We start from the raw sequence: 16,671 nt of genomic DNA on the forward strand, positions 1-16,671 counted from the left end.
CGGCACCAGGCGTGACAAGGTGAGGAGCGCCCCATGCAGAACCTGACTTTCCTGGTCCTCGGGCTGGGCAACGGGGCGATCCTCGCCGCGTTCGGGCTGAGCCTGGCCGTGTTCTACCGCAGCTCGGGTGTCGTCAACTTCGGCACCGGCGCCATCGGTATGTACGGCGCTTACACCTTCAACGGGCTGCGCACCTCGGGTGACCTCTTCAACCCGATCTTCGGCCTGCCGCCGGAAGTCCACCTCGGTGGGCCGATGCCGGTGTGGGCGGCGCTGCTGATCACGCTGGCCATCAGCGTCGTGCTCGGGCTGCTGTGTTACGTCCTGATCTTCCGCCCGCTCCGCCACGCGCGGGCGGTCGCGAAAGCCGTTGCCTCCGTGGGCATCCTGCTCGTCCTCGAGGGCGTGGTCAGCCTCCGGCTCGGCACCAACCCGGTGGGCGTGACCGCGTTGTTCCCGTCCGGGACCCTCCAGTTCGGCGATCTCACCATCCCCACCGACCGCCTGTGGGCCGCGGGGCTGGCGCTGATCCTGCTCGCCGTCGCGGTCACGATCTACAACTTCACCCGGTTCGGCAAGGTCACGAAAGCCGTGGTCGAATCGGAGAAGGGCAGCGTGATCGTCGGTGTCTCGCCGGAACGGGTCGCGCTCGCCAACTGGGGTCTCGGGTCCGGGATCGCCGGTGTCGCCGGGGCTTTGGTGTCGCCGCTGGTGTCGCTGACGCCGTCGGGCTTCACGCTGCTGGTGGTACCGGCGCTGGCCGTGGCGTTGCTCGGCCGGTTCAGTTCCCTCGTCGTGATCACGATCTCCGGTCTCGTGCTCGGGATGCTGCAGTCGGACCTGAGCCTCCAGTCGACGAACGCCTGGTACCCGACCTGGCTGGGCAACGGCGTCCAGGATCTGCTGCCGCTGGTCGCCGTGCTCATCGTGCTGATCGTGCGCGGCACCTCCCTGCCCGCCCGCGGGCTGCTGCTGGTCCAGGATTTGCCGGTGACCCGGCGACCCCGTCATGTGGGCTGGTCCGCGGCCATTCCTTTCGTGCTCGGTCTGGTCGCCTTGTTCGCGCTGCAGGGCAGTTATCGCGCGGCACTGACGACGAGCCTGGTGCTTGCGATTCTCGCGTTGTCCTTCGTGGTGGTGACCGGGTACGTCGGTCAGATTTCCTTCGCGCAGTACAGTCTCGCGGGCCTGTCCGCCTTGCTGCTGGCACGAATGACCACGGACTGGGGTATACCGTTCCCGTTCGCGCCGATCCTGTCCGCACTGGCCGCGGGCGTGGTCGGCACCCTGGTCGGGCTTCCGGCGTTGCGGGTCAGAGGGGTGAACCTCGCGGTGGTCACCATCGCGACGGCGATCGCCATCCAATCGGTGTATTTCGAGAACAACGCCCTCAACGGCGGCACCTCGGGCGCCAAGGTGACGGGCCCGTCGCTGTTCGGCCTGGACCTGCGGATCGGCAGCGGGGACGGGTATCCGCGAATACAGTTCGGGATTCTGTGCCTCGTCGTGCTGACGCTGACCGGTATCGGCGTGGCTAACCTGCGGCGGAGCCGCCTCGGGGCGCAGATGCTCGCGGTCCGCGCGGACGAGCGCTCCGCGGCGGCCAACGGCATCAACGTGGCGCGCGTCAAGTTGCTCGGCTTCGCCGTCGGGTCGTGCATCGCCGGGCTGGGCGGCGCGATGCTCGGCTACCAGCAGACCGCGATCTCCGGCGACTCGTTCGACGTGCTGACCTCGATCATGCTGTTCGGTGTCTGCTACATCGCCGGGATCACGACCGTCGCCGGCGCCGTCGTCGCGGGCATCGTCGGCAGCAACGGCCTCGTCTTCGTCATCACCGACCGGCTGATCAGCTTCGGCGACTACTACCTGCTGGTCACCGGGCTGATGCTGATCTTCGCCGTGATCCGGCATCCGGAGGGCATCGGCGGCGCGGCTCAGGAACCGTTGAAGCGACTGGCAAGAGCTGTCTTCAGGCGGCGGGCGCCGGAAACGCGCGAACCCGCCGGCTCCGAACTCGTTGCCACCGAACCGGAACAGGTAGGCCGATGAACGGCGAACCACTCCTGACCGTCACGGATCTGACGGTGCGCTATGGCGGTGTGGTGGCCGTCGACAATGTCTCGCTGACCGTGCCGACGGGCAAGATCGTGGGGCTCATCGGCCCGAACGGCGCGGGAAAGACGACCCTCGTCGACGCGCTGACCGGGTTCGTCCGCTGCTCGGGCACCGTGTCGTTCCGCGGTGTGCGAATAGACCGGCTGCGCGCACACCTTCGCGCCCGCCACGGGATCGCGCGGACCTTCCAAGCCGGCGGCATCTTCGACGACCTGACGGTGCGGGAGAACATCCTGATCGGTGAGCGACGCCCCGGCGGATGGTGGTCGACCGTGCGCGCGATCGTGACCGGCCGAGGAGAACACGCGCGGCCGGAGACCCGGGCGCTGGTCGGCACGCTCGGTCTCGGTGACCTGCTGGGCGTCCAGGCCAGTGAGCTCAGCAGTGGTCAGCGGAAACTGGTTTCCGTGGCGCAGGCCCTGGCCGGCGGGCCGGAACTCGTGTTGCTGGACGAGCCCGCGGCCGGCCTCGACTCCACGGAAAGCGCCTGGCTCGGCGAGCGCCTGCGCGCGGTCCGCGATTCGGGCGTCACCATGCTGCTCGTCGACCACGACATGGAGCTGGTGGTGAACGTCTGCGACGAGATCGTCGTGCTGGACTTCGGCAAGGTCATCGCGGCCGGGGAACCCCAGGAGACACTCGCGCAGCCGCAGGTGATCACGGCGTATCTCGGCAGCGTCACGGCTGCCACGGAAGGGGACGCGGCATGAGCCCGATCCTGGTCTGCCGGGGACTCGACGCCGGATACCACCGGCGGCCGGTCGTCCGCGGCTTCGAGCTCGAAGTGGAACCCGGCGAAATCGTCGCCTTGCTCGGCGCCAACGGTGCGGGCAAGACGACCAGCCTGCTCACGATGGCCGGCCTCATGCCGCCGATCCGCGGGCAGATCGTGGTCGGCGGCAAGGTGCTCAACCATTCCCGCCCCTACCTCGGCGCCCGCGCCGGGATCGCGCTCGTCCCCGACGACAAGTGCCTGTTCACGACGCTTTCGGTGGCGGACAACGTTTCCTTCGGCCGGCGCGGAAAGGCGGCGCTGGCGGACGCGACCGCCTACTTTCCGGCGCTGGAGAAGCGGCTGAAGGTCGACGCGGGCGTCCTGTCCGGCGGCGAGCAACAGATGCTGGCACTGGCGCGGGCGCTGGTCGCGAACCCCAAGGTGATGCTCATCGACGAGCTGAGCATGGGACTCGCGCCGGTGATCGTCCAGGACATCCTCGCCGTGGTGCGGAGAATCGCCCGGGAGCGGGACACCGCGGTGGTGCTGGTCGAGCAGCATGTCCGGATGGCTCTCGGTGTCGCCGACCGGGCTGTGGTCCTCGCGCACGGGGACGTGGTGCTGGAGGAGTCCGCGACCGCTTTGCGTGCGAACCCGGAACTGTTGCGAGAGGCCTATCTTGGGCGTAACGCCGTGCACAGCCACTAGGGGGTTCGCCTTGTCCACGCCGATTTCGAGCCGGAGCGGCAGCACGCTCGGCTCGGTGCTCCAGGACGGTGCCGCCCGGAACCCGGACGCGGCTTTCCTGTGCTTCGAACGAAAGCCGGGACTGGTGGAGACCACGACCTGGCGGGAGATGGCCGCCCGCGCCGGCAGTACCGCCGGTGCGCTGCGGGATCTGGGCGTGCTGCCCGGCGACCGGGTGGGTGTCCACCTGACCAACTGTCCCGAGTTCTACGACGTGTGGTTCGGCACGGCGCTGCTGGGTGCGGCGATCGTACCGACCAACCCGCTGTCCACAGTGGACGAACTGCGCTATGTGCACCAGCACGCGGGCTGCCGCGTCGTGGTGACCGAGCCGGACCTGCGCGCCACCGTCGAGGCCGCGGGGGCCGGCGTCGTGGTCGACATCCAGGACGGCTGGGCGGAAAACGGGGAGGCGGGGGACAGCTTTCCTTTCGTCGCGGCGGATTCGGTGGCCGCGGTGCTGTACACATCGGGCACCACGAGCAAGCCGAAAGGGGTGCTGGTCACCCACGCCGCCTACCTCAACGCCGGTGATGTCGTCGCCGGGCACCTCCGGCTGCGGCCGGAGGACCGGCAGCTCATCGTGCTGCCCCTGTTCCACGGCAACGCGCAGTACTACTCGACGATGTCCGCACTGGTCACCGGCGCGTCGATCGGGCTCGCGCCACGGTTCACGGCGAGCCGCTGGTCCGCGCAAGCGGTGGCACTGCGGGCGACGGTGGCGAGCTTGTTCGCCGCGCCGATCCGGATGATCCTGGCCCACGAGGCCGCCACCGAGGACCGGGCGCACGCGCTGAGGGCGGTTTTGTTCGCCCAGAACGTTTCCGCGGCGCAGGCCGACGCCTTCGAGTCGCGCTTCGGGGTGCCGCTGCTGCAGTTGTACGGGATGACGGAAACCGTGTTCCCGCCGTTGATGAACCCGTTGTACGAGCGCCGGGACGCGGCGAGCATGGGCCGCCCGGTGGCCGGCGCGCAGGTCCGCCTGATCAGCGCGGAAGGGCATGACGTGGCGCCAGGGGAGCCGGGGCAGCTCATCATCGCGGGCGAACCGGGCCGCACGGTCATGGCGGCTTACCTCGGCGACCCGGTCTCGACGGAGAAGACGCTCGTGTCCGGCTGGCTGCACACGGGCGACGTGGCACGGGCGGACGCGGAAGGTTATCTGTATTTCGTCGACCGCGCGAAGGACATGATCAAGCGCGCGGGCGAGAACGTGTCGTGCGCGGAGGTCGAAGGCGTCGTCAACGCCCATCCCGCCGTGTTCGAGAGCGCGGCGGTCGGCGTTCCGGACGAGATGCGCGACGAGGCCTTGATCGTGTTCGTCGTGGTGCGCGACGGTCAGCAGGTCACCGAGGAGGACCTGATCGGGCTCTGCCGGGACCGGCTGGCGAAGTTCAAGGTGCCCGACGCGGTGGAGTTCGTGCACGATCTGCCACGGACGTCGGTGGGGAAGATCCAGAAGCACCTGCTGCGCCGGCGCGTCCACGAGCCGCCGACCACATAGCTGCCTGAGGCTCGCTTGAGTGCACTCTATGCGGGGTTTGCGACGGTCAGCCGTCGCAAACCCGGGCCGTGCCGACGCGGGAAGGAGCCAGATGAAGGTCTTCCGGCTGGACACCGAGGGCTATTGGGACGAGGGCGCCCGAACGGCTCCGCTGGGCCCGGGTGGGCGCCAACGCCCTGGAGCAGGGGCTGGCCCCGCACGTGCTGGGCGACGAGGACGACCCCTCGGCGGCGGTCATCGAAATGCGTCACCGAGCCGAACGAGGAGTACGGGCCACTGACCGCGGGCCCGGGGTCGACGCGACCTTCGCCATGCATACCGTCGAGCCGCCGCAGCCCGAGTTGACGAAGGCAGGGGCCGCGCCGTCACGGGGCACAAGCGGGCCGCGGCCGAGTACAACTGAGGCGGCCACGGGCCACTCGCCGTCCGTGTCGAGGAGGTGCCCGCTCCGTGACCTGGACCAGGCGAGTTCCTGCGCGACGTCGCCTACAACGGCATCTGTGGGAGTGACGTCCACGAGTACCATGACGGCCCGCTGACCACGCCGCGTTCGCCGCGTCCGCTGACGGGGTGCGCGCTGCCGCGATCCTCGGTCACGAGCTCTGAGGCACCATCGCCGCGCTGGGCGAGCGTCACCGGGCTGGCGGTGGGAGCGCGTCTCGCGGTTTACCCGATCCAGTGGTGCGGGAGCTGTGCACGGTGCCTGAGCGGGGCGCGATCGTGAACTGGGCCTCGCTGACCTCGTTTATCGCCAACCCGATCCGCGCCGGTCGGCCCCCCGCGATCCCACCGTGCACCGCCGGATCCTCGATGCGGCGTCACGAGAGCTGGCGGCGGAGGGCCTGGCCGGAGTCGCCGCCGCGCGGGCGTCTCACGGACCTTGGTGACGCGTCGACGTCGCCGCCGTGGTGTGAGCGTTCATCGGTGCCCTGCTGAACGCCTCGATCGGCTGCTCCGTGCAGGATTGACACTCCTGGCTGCGTTTGGGAGCGCCGAGGCGCTCGCCACTGTGGTCGCACCCGAACGCCCCAGCCCGGGCGGATGGCATCCACGCCCTCGGCGTTCGACTCCCGTGCCGGGTGTCAGGCTGGCTTATAGTTCCAGCGTGGCGAGGCACTCCGCGGTCCATCTGGCGAACCTGGACCTCAACCTGCTGGTGGTGCTGCGGGAGCTGCTCCGCGAGCGCAACGTCACCCGCGCCGCGGGGCGGCTCGGCGTGTCGCAGCCCGCGGTGAGCGCGGCGCTCGGGAGGCTGCGCCGGCATTTCGACGACGACCTCCTGGTGCGGTCGGGGAACGGTTACGTGCTGTCCGCCTTGGCGGCGCAGCTGGCGGACCCGGTCGAGGCGGTTTGCACTGGCGCGGAACGGCTTTTCGGCACCGGTCACGACTTCGACCCCGGTACGTCCGCCCGCGAGTTCACGCTCGTCATGGCGGACTACACGATCGAAGTGCTGGGCGCGCGGTTGTCGGCCGCGCTCGCGGCGCAGGCCCCGGACGTCCAGTTGCACGTCCGGCTGGTCCGCGAGGCGTTCGCGAGCAACATCGCCGACACGATCCGGCTGATCGACGGGATGGTGGCTCCACCGGCCAGCCGCTTCGAGCTGCCCGACGTGCGGTCCGTCGCATTGTTCACCGACCGCTGGGTCTGCGTCGTCGACGCCGCGAACTCCCAGGTACAGCACGGCGAACTCGGCCTCGAACAGCTTGCCGCGATGCCGTGGATCGCGCCGTTCCAGCCGGACCGCGGGTTCCCGCCGTCGGCTCCGATGGGCCGCCAGCTGGCATTGTTCGGCATCCAGCCGAAAATCAGCGTCCGCGTCGAGAGTTACCAGGCCGTGCCCCACTTCGTCGCGGGCACCGACCGGGTCGCGCTGCTGCAGGAACGCCTCGCCACGCGCGTCGCCGCCCGCCTCGGCTTGCGGGTGCTGCCGTGCCCCGGTGATCCGGAACCGATCGTCGAGCGGTTCTGGTGGCACGCGAGTTATGACCGCGACCCCGCCCACCGCTGGCTCAGAACCCTGGTGACGGACCTTGCCCAGGAGCTATAAACAGAACTGATTCCTGCGCAGCGCGATTGTCTATTTCCGGCGGCGGCGAACGGCGACTTAGCGTGTGAGCCATGCCGCACCCCCTCACCGCCCTGAAGGTCCATACCGTCCGCAAGCCCGCCGACGCCTGCGCCCACCAGGTCACCGCGGACGTGTGCGTAGTCGGCGCGGGGATCGCCGGGCTGTCCGCGGCCATCGAATCGGCCCGGCTCGGCCGCGACGTCGTCCTCGTCGACGCGCTGCCGGTGCTCGGCGGGCAGATGGTCAACTCGCTGATCGGGCTCTTCTGCGGGGTCTTCGGCAACGGCCCGGACTACCACCAGCTGACGCACGGGATCTTCGACGACATCTTCCGCGATCTCGACGCCACCGGCGACCTGTTCCGGCGGCCGGGCCACACGATGACCGTCGGCTACGACGAAGTCGTGCTCGGCCGCTGGGTCGAAGACACCGTGCGGGAGCACGGCATCCGGGTGCTCACCGGCGCGGCGATCACCGGCGTTGTCCGCGACGGCGACCGTATCGCGTCGGTGACCTTCGCGACCCGCTACGGCGCGGTGGACGTCACCGCCACCGGATTCGTCGACGCGAGCGGGGATGCTTCCCTCATTTGGGAAGCCGGGCTGCCGTGCCGACTGCCGGAGCGGGAGATCTACGGCTCCCAGCAGCTCGTCGTCGAGCACGTCGCCGAGGCGGAAACGCCTACCCCGGAGGATCTGGCCGAGCGGGTCGGGGCCAAAGCCGAGCAGTACGGCATGCTCCGCCGCGACGGCCTCGCTTTCTACTTTCCCGGCCGGGGCACCGCGGTGCTCAACATGACGCACATCGAGGCCCCGCTCGAGCCGATCGCCGCGGCGGCCGCGCAACTCGAAGGCAAGGCACAGGCCGACCGGGTGGTGGCGTTCCTGCGCGCCGAGTTCCCCGAGGCGTTCGGGCGCGCCCGCGTCCGGGCCTACGGGTTCCCCGGCAGGCGGCAGACCCGCTGGGCGCAGGGCGTGCACCAGTTGACCATCGACGAAGTCCGGGCGGGAAAGCGCTTTCCCGATGCGGTCGCGCGAACCGCCTGGCCGGTGGAACTGCACGACGCCCCCGAGGGCTATGTCTGGGAAACCTTCGGGGCCGACCATGTGCACTACGTGCCGCTGCGCTCGATGACCCCGCCGGACGCCCACAACGTCCTGGTCGCGGGCCGGTGCATCGACGGCGACGCGGCCGCGTTGTCGAGCGTGCGCGTCATGGGCCCCTGCGGGGGGATGGGCACGGCCGCCGCGCACGCGCTCGACCTGGCCGGAACCGGCAGCGTGCACGACATCGACCACGCCGAACTGGCCACCCGCCTCACCGCCAACCTCGACAGCTGAACGGAGCAGACGCGATGGTCCGCAGCGATTTCCCGCCCGGCTCGGTCCGTTGGGCGACCCGCCGCGCGCAGTGGCGTGCCCTCGGGCTCACCGACGACGACCTCCGCAAGCCGAAGATCGCCGTGGTCAACTCCTCCTCGGATCTGGCGATCTGTTTCAGCCACCTCGACGAAATCGCCGCACGGGTCAAGAAGGGGATCGCGGCGGCAGGCGGGCTGGCGTTCGAAGTGCGCACCACCGCGCCGAGCGACTTCATCCACTCGGCCGGGCACGGTGGCGGCTACATCCTCTCGGCGCGCGACCTCATCGTGAGCGACATCGAGGTCGGCGTCGAGGGCGCACAGCTGGACGGGATGGTTTGCCTGGCCAGCTGCGACAAAACCGCACCGGCACAGCTGATGGCCGCCGGACGCCTCGACCTGCCCACCCTGTTGGTCGCCTGCGGCTATCAGCCCAGCGGTTGTTTCCGCGGCGGCCACTGCGACATCGAGGACGTCTTCCTGCACGCCTGCGGATCGTCCACTGTGGACGAACTCACCGAGATGAGCGACGGCGCCGTCGGCGGTCCCGGGGTGTGCCCCGGCATGGGCACCGCGAACTCGATGCACGTCGTCGCCGAAGCACTCGGCATGGCCCTGCCCGGTACCACGCCCGTCGCGGCCAACTCGCCGGCGATGTGGGCCGCGGCCGACGCCGCCGCGGCCCGGATCGTGCGGATGGTCGAAGAAGACCTGCGCCCGCGCCGGATCATGAGGGCGGCCGCGTTCGGCAACGCCGTCCGCGTGGCCTTGGCCGTCGGCGCCTCGATCAACACCGTCAAGCACCTGCAGGCGGTGGCCGAAGAGTCCGATGTGGACGTCGACGTGCTCGATCTCTACGCCACGCTCGGGGCGGAAACCCCGGTCCTGTCGGCGGTCCGGCCCAACGGGCCGCATCGCATCGAAGAGTTCGACGCCGCGGGCGGCGCCCGAGCGGTGCTGAAACAGCTTGGCGAACTGATCGATCCGGAGCCGATGACGGTGAGCGGCCGGACGGTAGGCGACAACGTACGATCCGTCGACGTCGCCGACCCGGAGATCATCCGCCCGGCCGACCGGCCGTTCGCCGACGAACCGCTGATCGTGATCCTCCGCGGTTCGCTGACCCCCGAGGGCGGGATCGTCAAACTCGCGGTCGGCGACGAGCGCCCGGCCGCGTTCACCGGCGCCGCCCGCTGCTTCGAAAGCCAGGAAGACGCCGTCGCCGCGCTGACCGAAGGGAGGATCGGCGCGGGCGACGTCGTGGTCGTCCGAGGGCTGGGGCCGCGCGGCCGTCCCGGCATGGGCATGGCCTCACAGCTCGTTTTCGCCCTCGACCGCGCCGGGCTCACCGGCCAGGTCGCGGTGGTCACCGACGGCCAGTTGTCCGGGCTCGTCAACCGCGGGATCGTGGTCGGCGAGGTCCGCCCGGAAGCCGCCGAAGAAGGACCGCTCGCGCTCGTGCGCGACGGTGACACCGTCCACATCGACCTGCCCCGGCGGGTTTGCGAACTGCGCGTGGACCCCGGTGAGCTCGCCGCGAGGCACCCGAAACCCGTTGCGGACCACCAGGAAACCGGTTGGTTGTCGGTCTACCGGCGCACCGTGCGCCCCCTTGGCCACGGTGCCGTGCTGCGCACCTGAGAAAACCCGATCCCCGAGCACATCCACCGATCAGGAGGCCGCAATGGCGCCGCCCGATGTTCCTCCGTCCACCGTCATCACCGAAGCCGACGAACGGCGCTCCGCCCGCGGTGGCGCGTTCTCGATGTTCGTCGACAGCTTCGACGTCTACCTGCCCGCGCTGGTGCTGCCGGCGGCAATGGCGTACTTCATGCCCGCGAACCTGTCGCCCGCGGTCCGGGCGACGTTCACCACTCTGCTGTTCACGATCGGACTGCTCGCCCGCCCGATCGGCAGCGTCATCTTCGGCAACCTGTCCGACCGGATCGGCCGCAAGCCCGTCACCATGATCAGCGGCTGGGGCTTCACGATCGTCACCCTGCTCGCCGGGCTGCTGCCCGGGTACGCCACCTGGAGTTACGGCTCGATCGCCGTGTTCGCCGTGCTCCGGCTGGTCGGCGGCGTTTTCCTCGCGGGCGGGTATGCCGCACCCATCCCGCTGGCAATGGAACAGGCGAAGCCCTCGCGGCGCGGCCGCGTCGGCGGGCTGATCGGGGTGGGGGCGCCCGGTTCGTTCCTGGTGATCAACCTGCTCCTACTCGGGTTGCTCGATGTGTTGCCCCACGGCGGTTTCCTGGCGTGGGGCTGGCGGATCCCGTTCTTCCTCGGCTTCGTGCTGGGCCTGGTGTACCTCTGGCACTACCGCGGCGTGAAGGAAGACGACGCGGTGGTCGCCCGTCGCCGCAAGGGACGGCCGCCTGTGGTGGAGCTGTTCACCACGCACCGCTCGTTGTTCTTCGGCGTCTTCCTGTTCACCTGCGGCTACTGGTTCGCCGCGCAGATGTCGGTGTCCTTCCTCCCGACGCTGCTGGTGCAGGTGCTGGACCAGAGCCCGCGGCTGTCGTCAACGGTGGAGATCATCAGCGCGGTGCTGACGATGATCCTGATCATGGTGCTCTCCGGGATCGGCCAGCGGATCGGGCGGCGGGCGCTGCTGATGCACTGGGCGCTCGTGCTGACGTTCGTGGTGGGCGGTGCGTTCGCGCTGCTGGCGGTGGCCGCACGGGCGGGGGCGCCGGCGTGGCTGCTCGGACTGATCGCGGTGGTGGCGAAGGTGCTGCCGTCCGCGCCGCTCGGGGTCATCGTGGTGTACCTCAACGAGCGCTTCCCGGCTTCGGTGCGGGCGAGCGGTTACGGTATCGGCTACATGTTCGGGCTCATCCTGCCTGGTCTCTACACCGTGTGGCTGCTGGCGCTCAGCTCGATCATGCCGTACGAGTTCACCCCGATCGCGCTGATCGTGTTCGGCGGTCTGCTGATGTTCGCGGCCGTCCGGCGGGGCCCGGAAACCAACGGCGTCACCGAACCGGATCAGGCCGTCGAGCGCGAGGTGGCGCGGTGATCCTCACCGACGACGAGAAGGCGATGCGCGACGGTGCCGACGGCCCGGCGGTGGCGGCGGCCATGGACCTGCTCATCCGCTACGGCGACGCGTTGGGCGCGCGACGACTGTGCGACACCCGCAATGTCGCCGGGACGAGCACCCAGCCGTCCCCGGTCAAGGCGAAACTCGTGGCCGAGGGCGGCTGGAACCGGGCCTTCGCGGTGCTCAACCTCGACTGCGACGACGCCGTCGAGATCCCCGACATGCGCGTGCCCACGTGCCAGCTGCAGCAGGGGTTCGGCCCGGATTCGGTGGGTGTGGTGCCCTACCCCAAGGAGTTCGTCGAGCTGCAGAGCGACGCCGAAGCGTTCTACGGCAGGCGCGGGGTGAACATCCTGGCCACCTGCACGCCGTACCAGGTCGGCAACCTCCCGGTCCGCGGCGAGCATTGCGCGTGGATGGAGTCCTCCGCCGTCGTCTACTGCAACTCCGTGCTGGGCGCCCGGACCAACTGCGAAGGCGGAGCGTCGACCGGCGCGGCGTCGCTCACCGGCAAGATTCCGTGCTGGGGCAACCATTTGCCGGAGAACCGGTACGGCACGCACCTGATCGAGGTGGACGACGGGGTACGTGACTTCATGGACTGGGGCATGCTCGGCTACTTCGCCGGGTCACTGGTGCAGGACGAAAAGCCGGTGCTCGCCGGCGAGTTCCCGCGGCCCGATCTCGTCGATCTCAAGCACTTCGGCGCGGCCGCGGCGTCCTCCGGCGGGGTCGAGCTCTACCACCTGCCAGGGATCACCCCCGAAGCGCCGACGGTCGAAGCGGCCTTCACCGGGCGCGTACCCGAGTCCGTCCACTATGGACTGCGGGAGCGCCGGGAGATCTACGAGACGCTCAACGACCAGGGCCGCTCCACCGATGTGGACTTCGTCCTGCTGGGCTGCCCGCACGCCTCGATCGACCAGATCCGGGCCGCCGCCCGCGCGCTGGACGGCAAACGGCTGCACTCCGGGACACAGCTGTGGATCATGACGCCCCGTGCCCTCAAAGCGGTGGCGGACCGCAGCGGCTACACCGCCGTGATCGAAGCGGCGGGCGGCAAGCTGCTCACCGACTCGTGTCCGGCCATGTCCCGGGCGGCGCCCCCGGGCACCCGCGTCTTCGCCACCGACTCGGCGAAACAGGCGCACTACCTGCCCGCGATTCTCGGGATCGAGGCGTGGTTCGGGTCGCTGGAAGACTGCGTGGACGCCGCCGTCACCGGGCGCTGGCGAAGGGAGCTGCGATGACGATCCTGCGCGGCCGGACCGTCGTGCCCGGCTTCGTCGAAGGCGAAGCGCTCGTGTCGCACGAAACGATCTCCGGCTGGGGCGGTATCGATCCCGCCACCGGGACGATCATCGAACGCCGCCACGAACTGCACGGAGTGTGTTTCACCGGCAAGATCCTCGTCTTCCCCGGTGCGAAAGGCTCCTCCGGCTGGTCGGCGTTCTTCCAGTCCACCCGCCTGCTGGGGACCGCGCCGCTGGGCATGATCTTCACGGTCACGACGACGAAAGCGGCACTGGGCGCGGTCGTGACCCGGGTGCCCGCCCTCACCGACCTCGACCACGACCCGGTCGACGTCATCCGCACCGGCGACCGGCTCCGGCTCGACGCCGACCACGGACTCGTCGAGATCGTCCGGGCCACGCCGGGCTGAACGAGCCGACGTTCTCGGGTCCGATTCGGATTTCCGCGTTTGTCCGCGCACACGCGGTCGTCGCGACGGAACCCGTGCGGGCAGTGCCAGCGCGCCGGTTCCCGCGCAGACGTCGAGCACGCGTCCCTTGGCGCCGGGCGGTGCTGACCACGCGGCTCAACTCGTGGCGCCTCGGCGTTTCCGTCCGTGTCCACCGGATGTCCCTTGTGGATCTCCCGATGACCGAGCCGTTCGACCTCGTGCTGGCCGACCCGCCATACGTGCCCTGCGAGACCACCGGCGCGCCCGCGGGCCGGGACCGCGTGTGGGACGCCGGGAACGACGGCCGAACGCTGCTCGATCCGTTGTGCGCCGTGGCGCCGTGGCTGCGGTCGCCGTCCGGGACGCTGCCGCTGGTGCAGTCCGATGTGTCCGGTGCGGACACGACGCTCGGCCAGTTGAAACCGCGCCACCGGGCTGCCGCAGCGAGGCATCCACGTCCGGGCGCCCCGAGGCCTGCGCCGGCAGCCACCGCAGCTGCCGGTGGATCCGGTCCGGCGCTGCCATCGTCAACCGCTGTAGCGAGCTCGCAGCTCGGTCTTGCGGATCTTGCCCGTGGCGGTTTTGGGCAGCTCCGTGACGAAGCGGACCTGCCGGGGAACCTTGAACCCGGCCAGCCGTTCCCGGAGCCCGGCAAGAAGAACCGCACCGTCCATTTCGGACTCCGTGACGACCAGGGCCAGCCCGGTCTCGCCCCATTTCTCGTCCGGGACCCCGATCACCGCGGCTTCCACGACACCGGGCAGCTCCAAAAGGGCCGACTCGACCTCGGCGGGGTAGACGTTCTCCCCGCCGGAGATGATCATGTCCCGGTAGCGGTCGTGGATGAACAGGTAGCCCTCGTCGTCGAGCGACCCGGCGTCGCCGGTGTGGTACCAGCCGTCGACGAGGACCTCGGCCGTGCGTTCGGGGTCGTTCCAGTAGCCGGCCATCACGTTGGGCCCGCGCACGAGGACCTCGCCGACTTCACCGGCGTCCGCGTCGCTGCCGTCGGGGCGTGTCACCCGGAGGCTGGTGAAGAACACCGGCTTGCCCGCGGAGCCTGCCTTGCGTTCCGCGTCGGCCGAGTCGAGCACAGTGCATCCGGGTGCGGCTTCGGTCATGCCGTACGCCTGCTGCATGGTCACCCCGCGCTCGAGCCACGTGCGCAATGTGGGCAGCGGGACGGCCGCACCAGCCGCGCCGATGGTGCGCAGCGCGGAGAGGTCGCGGCTGCGGAACCCCGGCTCGCGGGCCATCGCGTCGAGCATCGTCGGTACCGCGAAGAACGAGGTGACCCGCTGTTCCTCGATGACCCGCAACGTTTCCGTGGCGTCGAACCGGCGCACGACGACCGCGCAACCGCCGCGCAGCAGCGTCGGGTTGACGGTGCCGTTGAGCCCGCCGATGTGGAACAGCGGCGCGAGCGCGAGGGTGCGTTCGTGCTGGGTGAAGTCGAACCCGAGAAACTGGTTGACCGCGTTCCACGTCATGTTGCCGTGGGTGAGCACGGCGCCCTTGGGTTTCCCCGTGGTGCCCGAGGTGTACATGATCAGGCAAGGATCGTCGAGGGTGACTTCGAGATCGCGGACATCGGTGTCGGCGTCGGCGAGCAAGTCCTCGTACGGCAGCGAATCCGCGGCGGTGGACGGCTCCGCGGCGATCCACGTTCCGCCGGCATCGTGCCGCAGCGCGTCGGCCAGTCCACCCTGGTCACGTCCGTGCACCACCACCGTCGCCCCGGAATGACCGAGTACGTAACGGACTTCGGGCGCGGTCAGCCGGGCGTTGACCGGCACCCAGACGGCGCCGAGCTGCCCGCAGGCGTACAGGGTTTCCAGCGCCGACGGGTGGTTGCCGCCGATCCAGGCGACCCGGTCGCCCGCGGCCACGCCGAGCGCGGCCAGCGCGGACGCCGCCCGGCGCACCCGCAGGGCGAACCCGGCGTGCGAAGTCGTCTTTCCTTCGAACCAGATCGCGTCGCGCTCGGGCGTGATCGTCCGGCGCCGTTCGGGCCACGAGCCCAGGCCGGCGTTACGCATCACGCAGCCCGAGGGCGCGGATGGCGTTCTCCTTCATGATCAGGGGCCGGACCCCTTCGCGGATCTCCAGGTTCTCGAAGTCGCGCAGCCAACGTTCGGGCGTGATCAGCGGGAAGTCCGAACCGAAGAGCACCTTGTGCCTGAGCAACGTGTTCGCGGCGCGGACCAGCTGCGGCGGGAAGTACTTCGGCGACCAGCCGGACAGGTCGACGTAGACGTTGGCCTTGTGGGTGGCGATGGAGATCGACGAGTCCGCCCACGGCACCGACGGATGCGCCAGGATGATCGTCAGGTCCGGGAAGTCCGCCGCCACGTCGTCGACCAGCATCGGGTCGGAGTAGCGCAGTTTGATCCCGCGCCCGCCGGGCAGGCCCGCGCCGATGCCGGTCTGCCCGGTGTGGAACAACGCGGGCACGCCCAGGCTCTGGATCTCCTCGTACAGCGGGTAGACCTTGCGGTCGTTGGGTTCGAACGCCTGGATCGAGGGGTGGAACTTGAACCCGCGCACACCGTGCTGCTCGACCAGCCGGCGCGCGGCGCGGACGCCGGAGAGCCCACGGGCCGGGTCGATCGAGGCGAACGGGATCAGCGTGTCCGGGTACTGTGCGGCGGCTTCGGCGATTTCCTCGTTCGAGACCGGACGGTGCCCGGTGGCCAGCTCGGTGTCGACGGTGAACACCACGGCGGCCATCTTCAGCGCCCGGTAGTGCTCCGCGATGTCGGCGACGGTCGGCTGCGGCGCGTCTTCCTTGAAGTAGCGGGCGGCGGCCTCGAGCAGTTCGTCGTCCATCGTGAGATGGCCGTGGTCGTCGGCGTGCACGTGGGTGTGGACGTCGATCGCCACGAGCGCGTCCAGGTTCAGGGTCGTCACTTCGCCTCCCGTCGCAGCGCTGCTTCCGCTGCGAACAGTAAGCGGATATCATTGAGGTTGTCAACGATTGAGGGAGTCCATCAATGACCGAGCTGACCGGCGACCTCGGTTTCCTGCTGTCCCGCACGAGCGGCCTCGTGGTCCGCGCGACGAATGCGGCGCTGGCCACCGACGGGTTGCGGGTCCGGCAGTATTCGGTGCTGTGCCTGGCTTGTGCCGCGCCGGACGGGATCTCCCAGCGCGACCTGGCCCGGACGCTGGGCCTGGACCCGAGCCAGGTCGTCCAGCTCGTCGACGAGCTGGCCCTGTCCGGGCTCATCGAGCGGCAGCCGGCCCGCGCCGACCGCAGGACGAAACTTGTTGTGGCGACGGAAAAAGGGCGCCTCGTCCGCGAGCAGGCCGCCGGCCGCGCGGACGCCGCGGTGCGCACCCGGCTGAACGCGCTCACCGCCGGGGAACAGGAAACCCTGCGGCTGCTGTTGAGCCGCGTCGTGAACGAGGACGAGCTCGCCTGAC

General features: G+C 69.9%; 13 protein-coding genes and 1 pseudogene. 12 read left to right on the plus strand and 2 right to left on the minus strand.

The features are described from left to right. Positions 1–33 precede the first annotated feature (33 nt). The 11 genes and pseudogenes from VHD82_RS03955 (at position 34) to VHD82_RS04000 (ending at position 13,224) form a co-directional block, all read left to right on the plus strand. Positions 34–2,052: an ABC transporter permease gene (locus tag VHD82_RS03955; protein ID WP_325697063.1), complete on the plus strand. Its 2,019-nt coding sequence runs from the start codon at positions 34–36 to the stop codon at positions 2,050–2,052. After that, positions 2,049–2,828, plus strand: a complete 780-nt coding sequence (locus VHD82_RS03960) for an ABC transporter ATP-binding protein (protein ID WP_325697065.1) — start codon at positions 2,049–2,051, stop codon at positions 2,826–2,828. The genes VHD82_RS03955 and VHD82_RS03960 overlap by 4 nt, the downstream gene beginning before the upstream one ends. Beyond that, positions 2,825–3,541: an ABC transporter ATP-binding protein gene (locus VHD82_RS03965; protein WP_325697067.1), complete on the plus strand. Its 717-nt coding sequence runs from the start codon at positions 2,825–2,827 to the stop codon at positions 3,539–3,541. Before VHD82_RS03960 ends, VHD82_RS03965 begins: the two co-directional genes overlap by 4 nt. Before the next feature lie 10 nt (positions 3,542–3,551). After that, a complete protein-coding gene (locus VHD82_RS03970; RefSeq protein ID WP_325697069.1) occupies positions 3,552–5,084 on the plus strand; it encodes a class I adenylate-forming enzyme family protein in 1,533 nt (510 codons plus the stop codon). Between the two features lie 469 nt (positions 5,085–5,553). Then, positions 5,554–5,808: pseudogene (locus VHD82_RS36725) on the plus strand (alcohol dehydrogenase catalytic domain-containing protein); the annotation flags it as partial. Positions 5,809–6,189: 381 nt separating this feature from the next. Further along, the gene (locus VHD82_RS03975; protein WP_325697071.1) at positions 6,190–7,134 is read left to right on the plus strand and encodes a LysR family transcriptional regulator; all 945 of its coding nucleotides are present in this window, start codon (positions 6,190–6,192) and stop codon (positions 7,132–7,134) included. Between the two features lie 71 nt (positions 7,135–7,205). After that, positions 7,206–8,495 carry an FAD-dependent oxidoreductase gene (locus VHD82_RS03980; protein WP_325697073.1) on the plus strand — a complete coding sequence of 430 codons (1,290 nt, stop codon included), beginning with the start codon at positions 7,206–7,208 and terminating at the stop codon, positions 8,493–8,495. 14 nt (positions 8,496–8,509) lie between these two features. Beyond that, positions 8,510–10,156 (plus strand): dihydroxy-acid dehydratase, encoded by a 1,647-nt coding sequence (locus VHD82_RS03985; RefSeq protein ID WP_325697075.1) that lies wholly within the window; start codon positions 8,510–8,512, stop codon positions 10,154–10,156. A gap of 43 nt (positions 10,157–10,199) precedes the next feature. Next, positions 10,200–11,537, plus strand: coding sequence for an MFS transporter (locus VHD82_RS03990; protein WP_325697077.1), 1,338 nt, complete (start codon positions 10,200–10,202; stop codon positions 11,535–11,537). Further along, positions 11,534–12,811, plus strand: a complete 1,278-nt coding sequence (locus tag VHD82_RS03995) for an aconitase X catalytic domain-containing protein (protein WP_325697079.1) — start codon at positions 11,534–11,536, stop codon at positions 12,809–12,811. Before VHD82_RS03990 ends, VHD82_RS03995 begins: the two co-directional genes overlap by 4 nt. After that, entirely contained in the window at positions 12,808–13,224 is a 417-nt protein-coding gene (locus tag VHD82_RS04000) for an aconitase X swivel domain-containing protein (protein WP_325697081.1), read from the plus strand. Before VHD82_RS03995 ends, VHD82_RS04000 begins: the two co-directional genes overlap by 4 nt. 548 nt (positions 13,225–13,772) lie before the next feature. Here VHD82_RS04000 and VHD82_RS04005 read toward each other — a convergent pair. Next, the gene (locus VHD82_RS04005) at positions 13,773–15,284 is read right to left on the minus strand and encodes a long-chain fatty acid--CoA ligase (RefSeq protein ID WP_325697083.1); all 1,512 of its coding nucleotides are present in this window, start codon (positions 15,282–15,284) and stop codon (positions 13,773–13,775) included. Next, positions 15,277–16,155 (minus strand): amidohydrolase family protein, encoded by an 879-nt coding sequence (locus VHD82_RS04010; protein WP_414637435.1) that lies wholly within the window; start codon positions 16,153–16,155, stop codon positions 15,277–15,279. Before VHD82_RS04010 ends, VHD82_RS04005 begins: the two co-directional genes overlap by 8 nt. An 83-nt stretch (positions 16,156–16,238) precedes the next feature. Between VHD82_RS04010 and VHD82_RS04015 the strand changes: the two genes are divergently transcribed. After that, positions 16,239–16,670 carry a MarR family winged helix-turn-helix transcriptional regulator gene (locus VHD82_RS04015; protein ID WP_325697085.1) on the plus strand — a complete coding sequence of 144 codons (432 nt, stop codon included), beginning with the start codon at positions 16,239–16,241 and terminating at the stop codon, positions 16,668–16,670. Position 16,671 lies beyond the last annotated feature (1 nt).

Origin of the sequence: Amycolatopsis sp. (assembly GCF_035546795.1) — a bacterium.
Lineage (GTDB): Bacteria > Actinomycetota > Actinomycetes > Mycobacteriales > Pseudonocardiaceae > Amycolatopsis_E.

What these genes read in the sequence shown, in the direction of transcription:
- VHD82_RS03955 (WP_325697063.1), top strand. Translation starts at nt 34, where the DNA reads ATGCAGAACCTGACTTTCCTGGTCCTCGGGCTGGGCAACGGGGCGATC.
- VHD82_RS03960 (WP_325697065.1), top strand. Translation starts at nt 2,049, where the DNA reads ATGAACGGCGAACCACTCCTGACCGTCACGGATCTGACGGTGCGCTAT.
- VHD82_RS03965 (WP_325697067.1), top strand. Translation starts at nt 2,825, where the DNA reads ATGAGCCCGATCCTGGTCTGCCGGGGACTCGACGCCGGATACCACCGG.
- VHD82_RS03980 (WP_325697073.1), top strand. Translation starts at nt 7,206, where the DNA reads ATGCCGCACCCCCTCACCGCCCTGAAGGTCCATACCGTCCGCAAGCCC.
- VHD82_RS03985 (WP_325697075.1), top strand. Translation starts at nt 8,510, where the DNA reads ATGGTCCGCAGCGATTTCCCGCCCGGCTCGGTCCGTTGGGCGACCCGC.
- VHD82_RS03990 (WP_325697077.1), top strand. Translation starts at nt 10,200, where the DNA reads ATGGCGCCGCCCGATGTTCCTCCGTCCACCGTCATCACCGAAGCCGAC.
- VHD82_RS04000 (WP_325697081.1), top strand. Translation starts at nt 12,808, where the DNA reads ATGACGATCCTGCGCGGCCGGACCGTCGTGCCCGGCTTCGTCGAAGGC.
- VHD82_RS04005 (WP_325697083.1), bottom strand. Translation starts at nt 15,284, where the DNA reads ATGCGTAACGCCGGCCTGGGCTCGTGGCCCGAACGGCGCCGGACGATC.
- VHD82_RS04015 (WP_325697085.1), top strand. Translation starts at nt 16,239, where the DNA reads ATGACCGAGCTGACCGGCGACCTCGGTTTCCTGCTGTCCCGCACGAGC.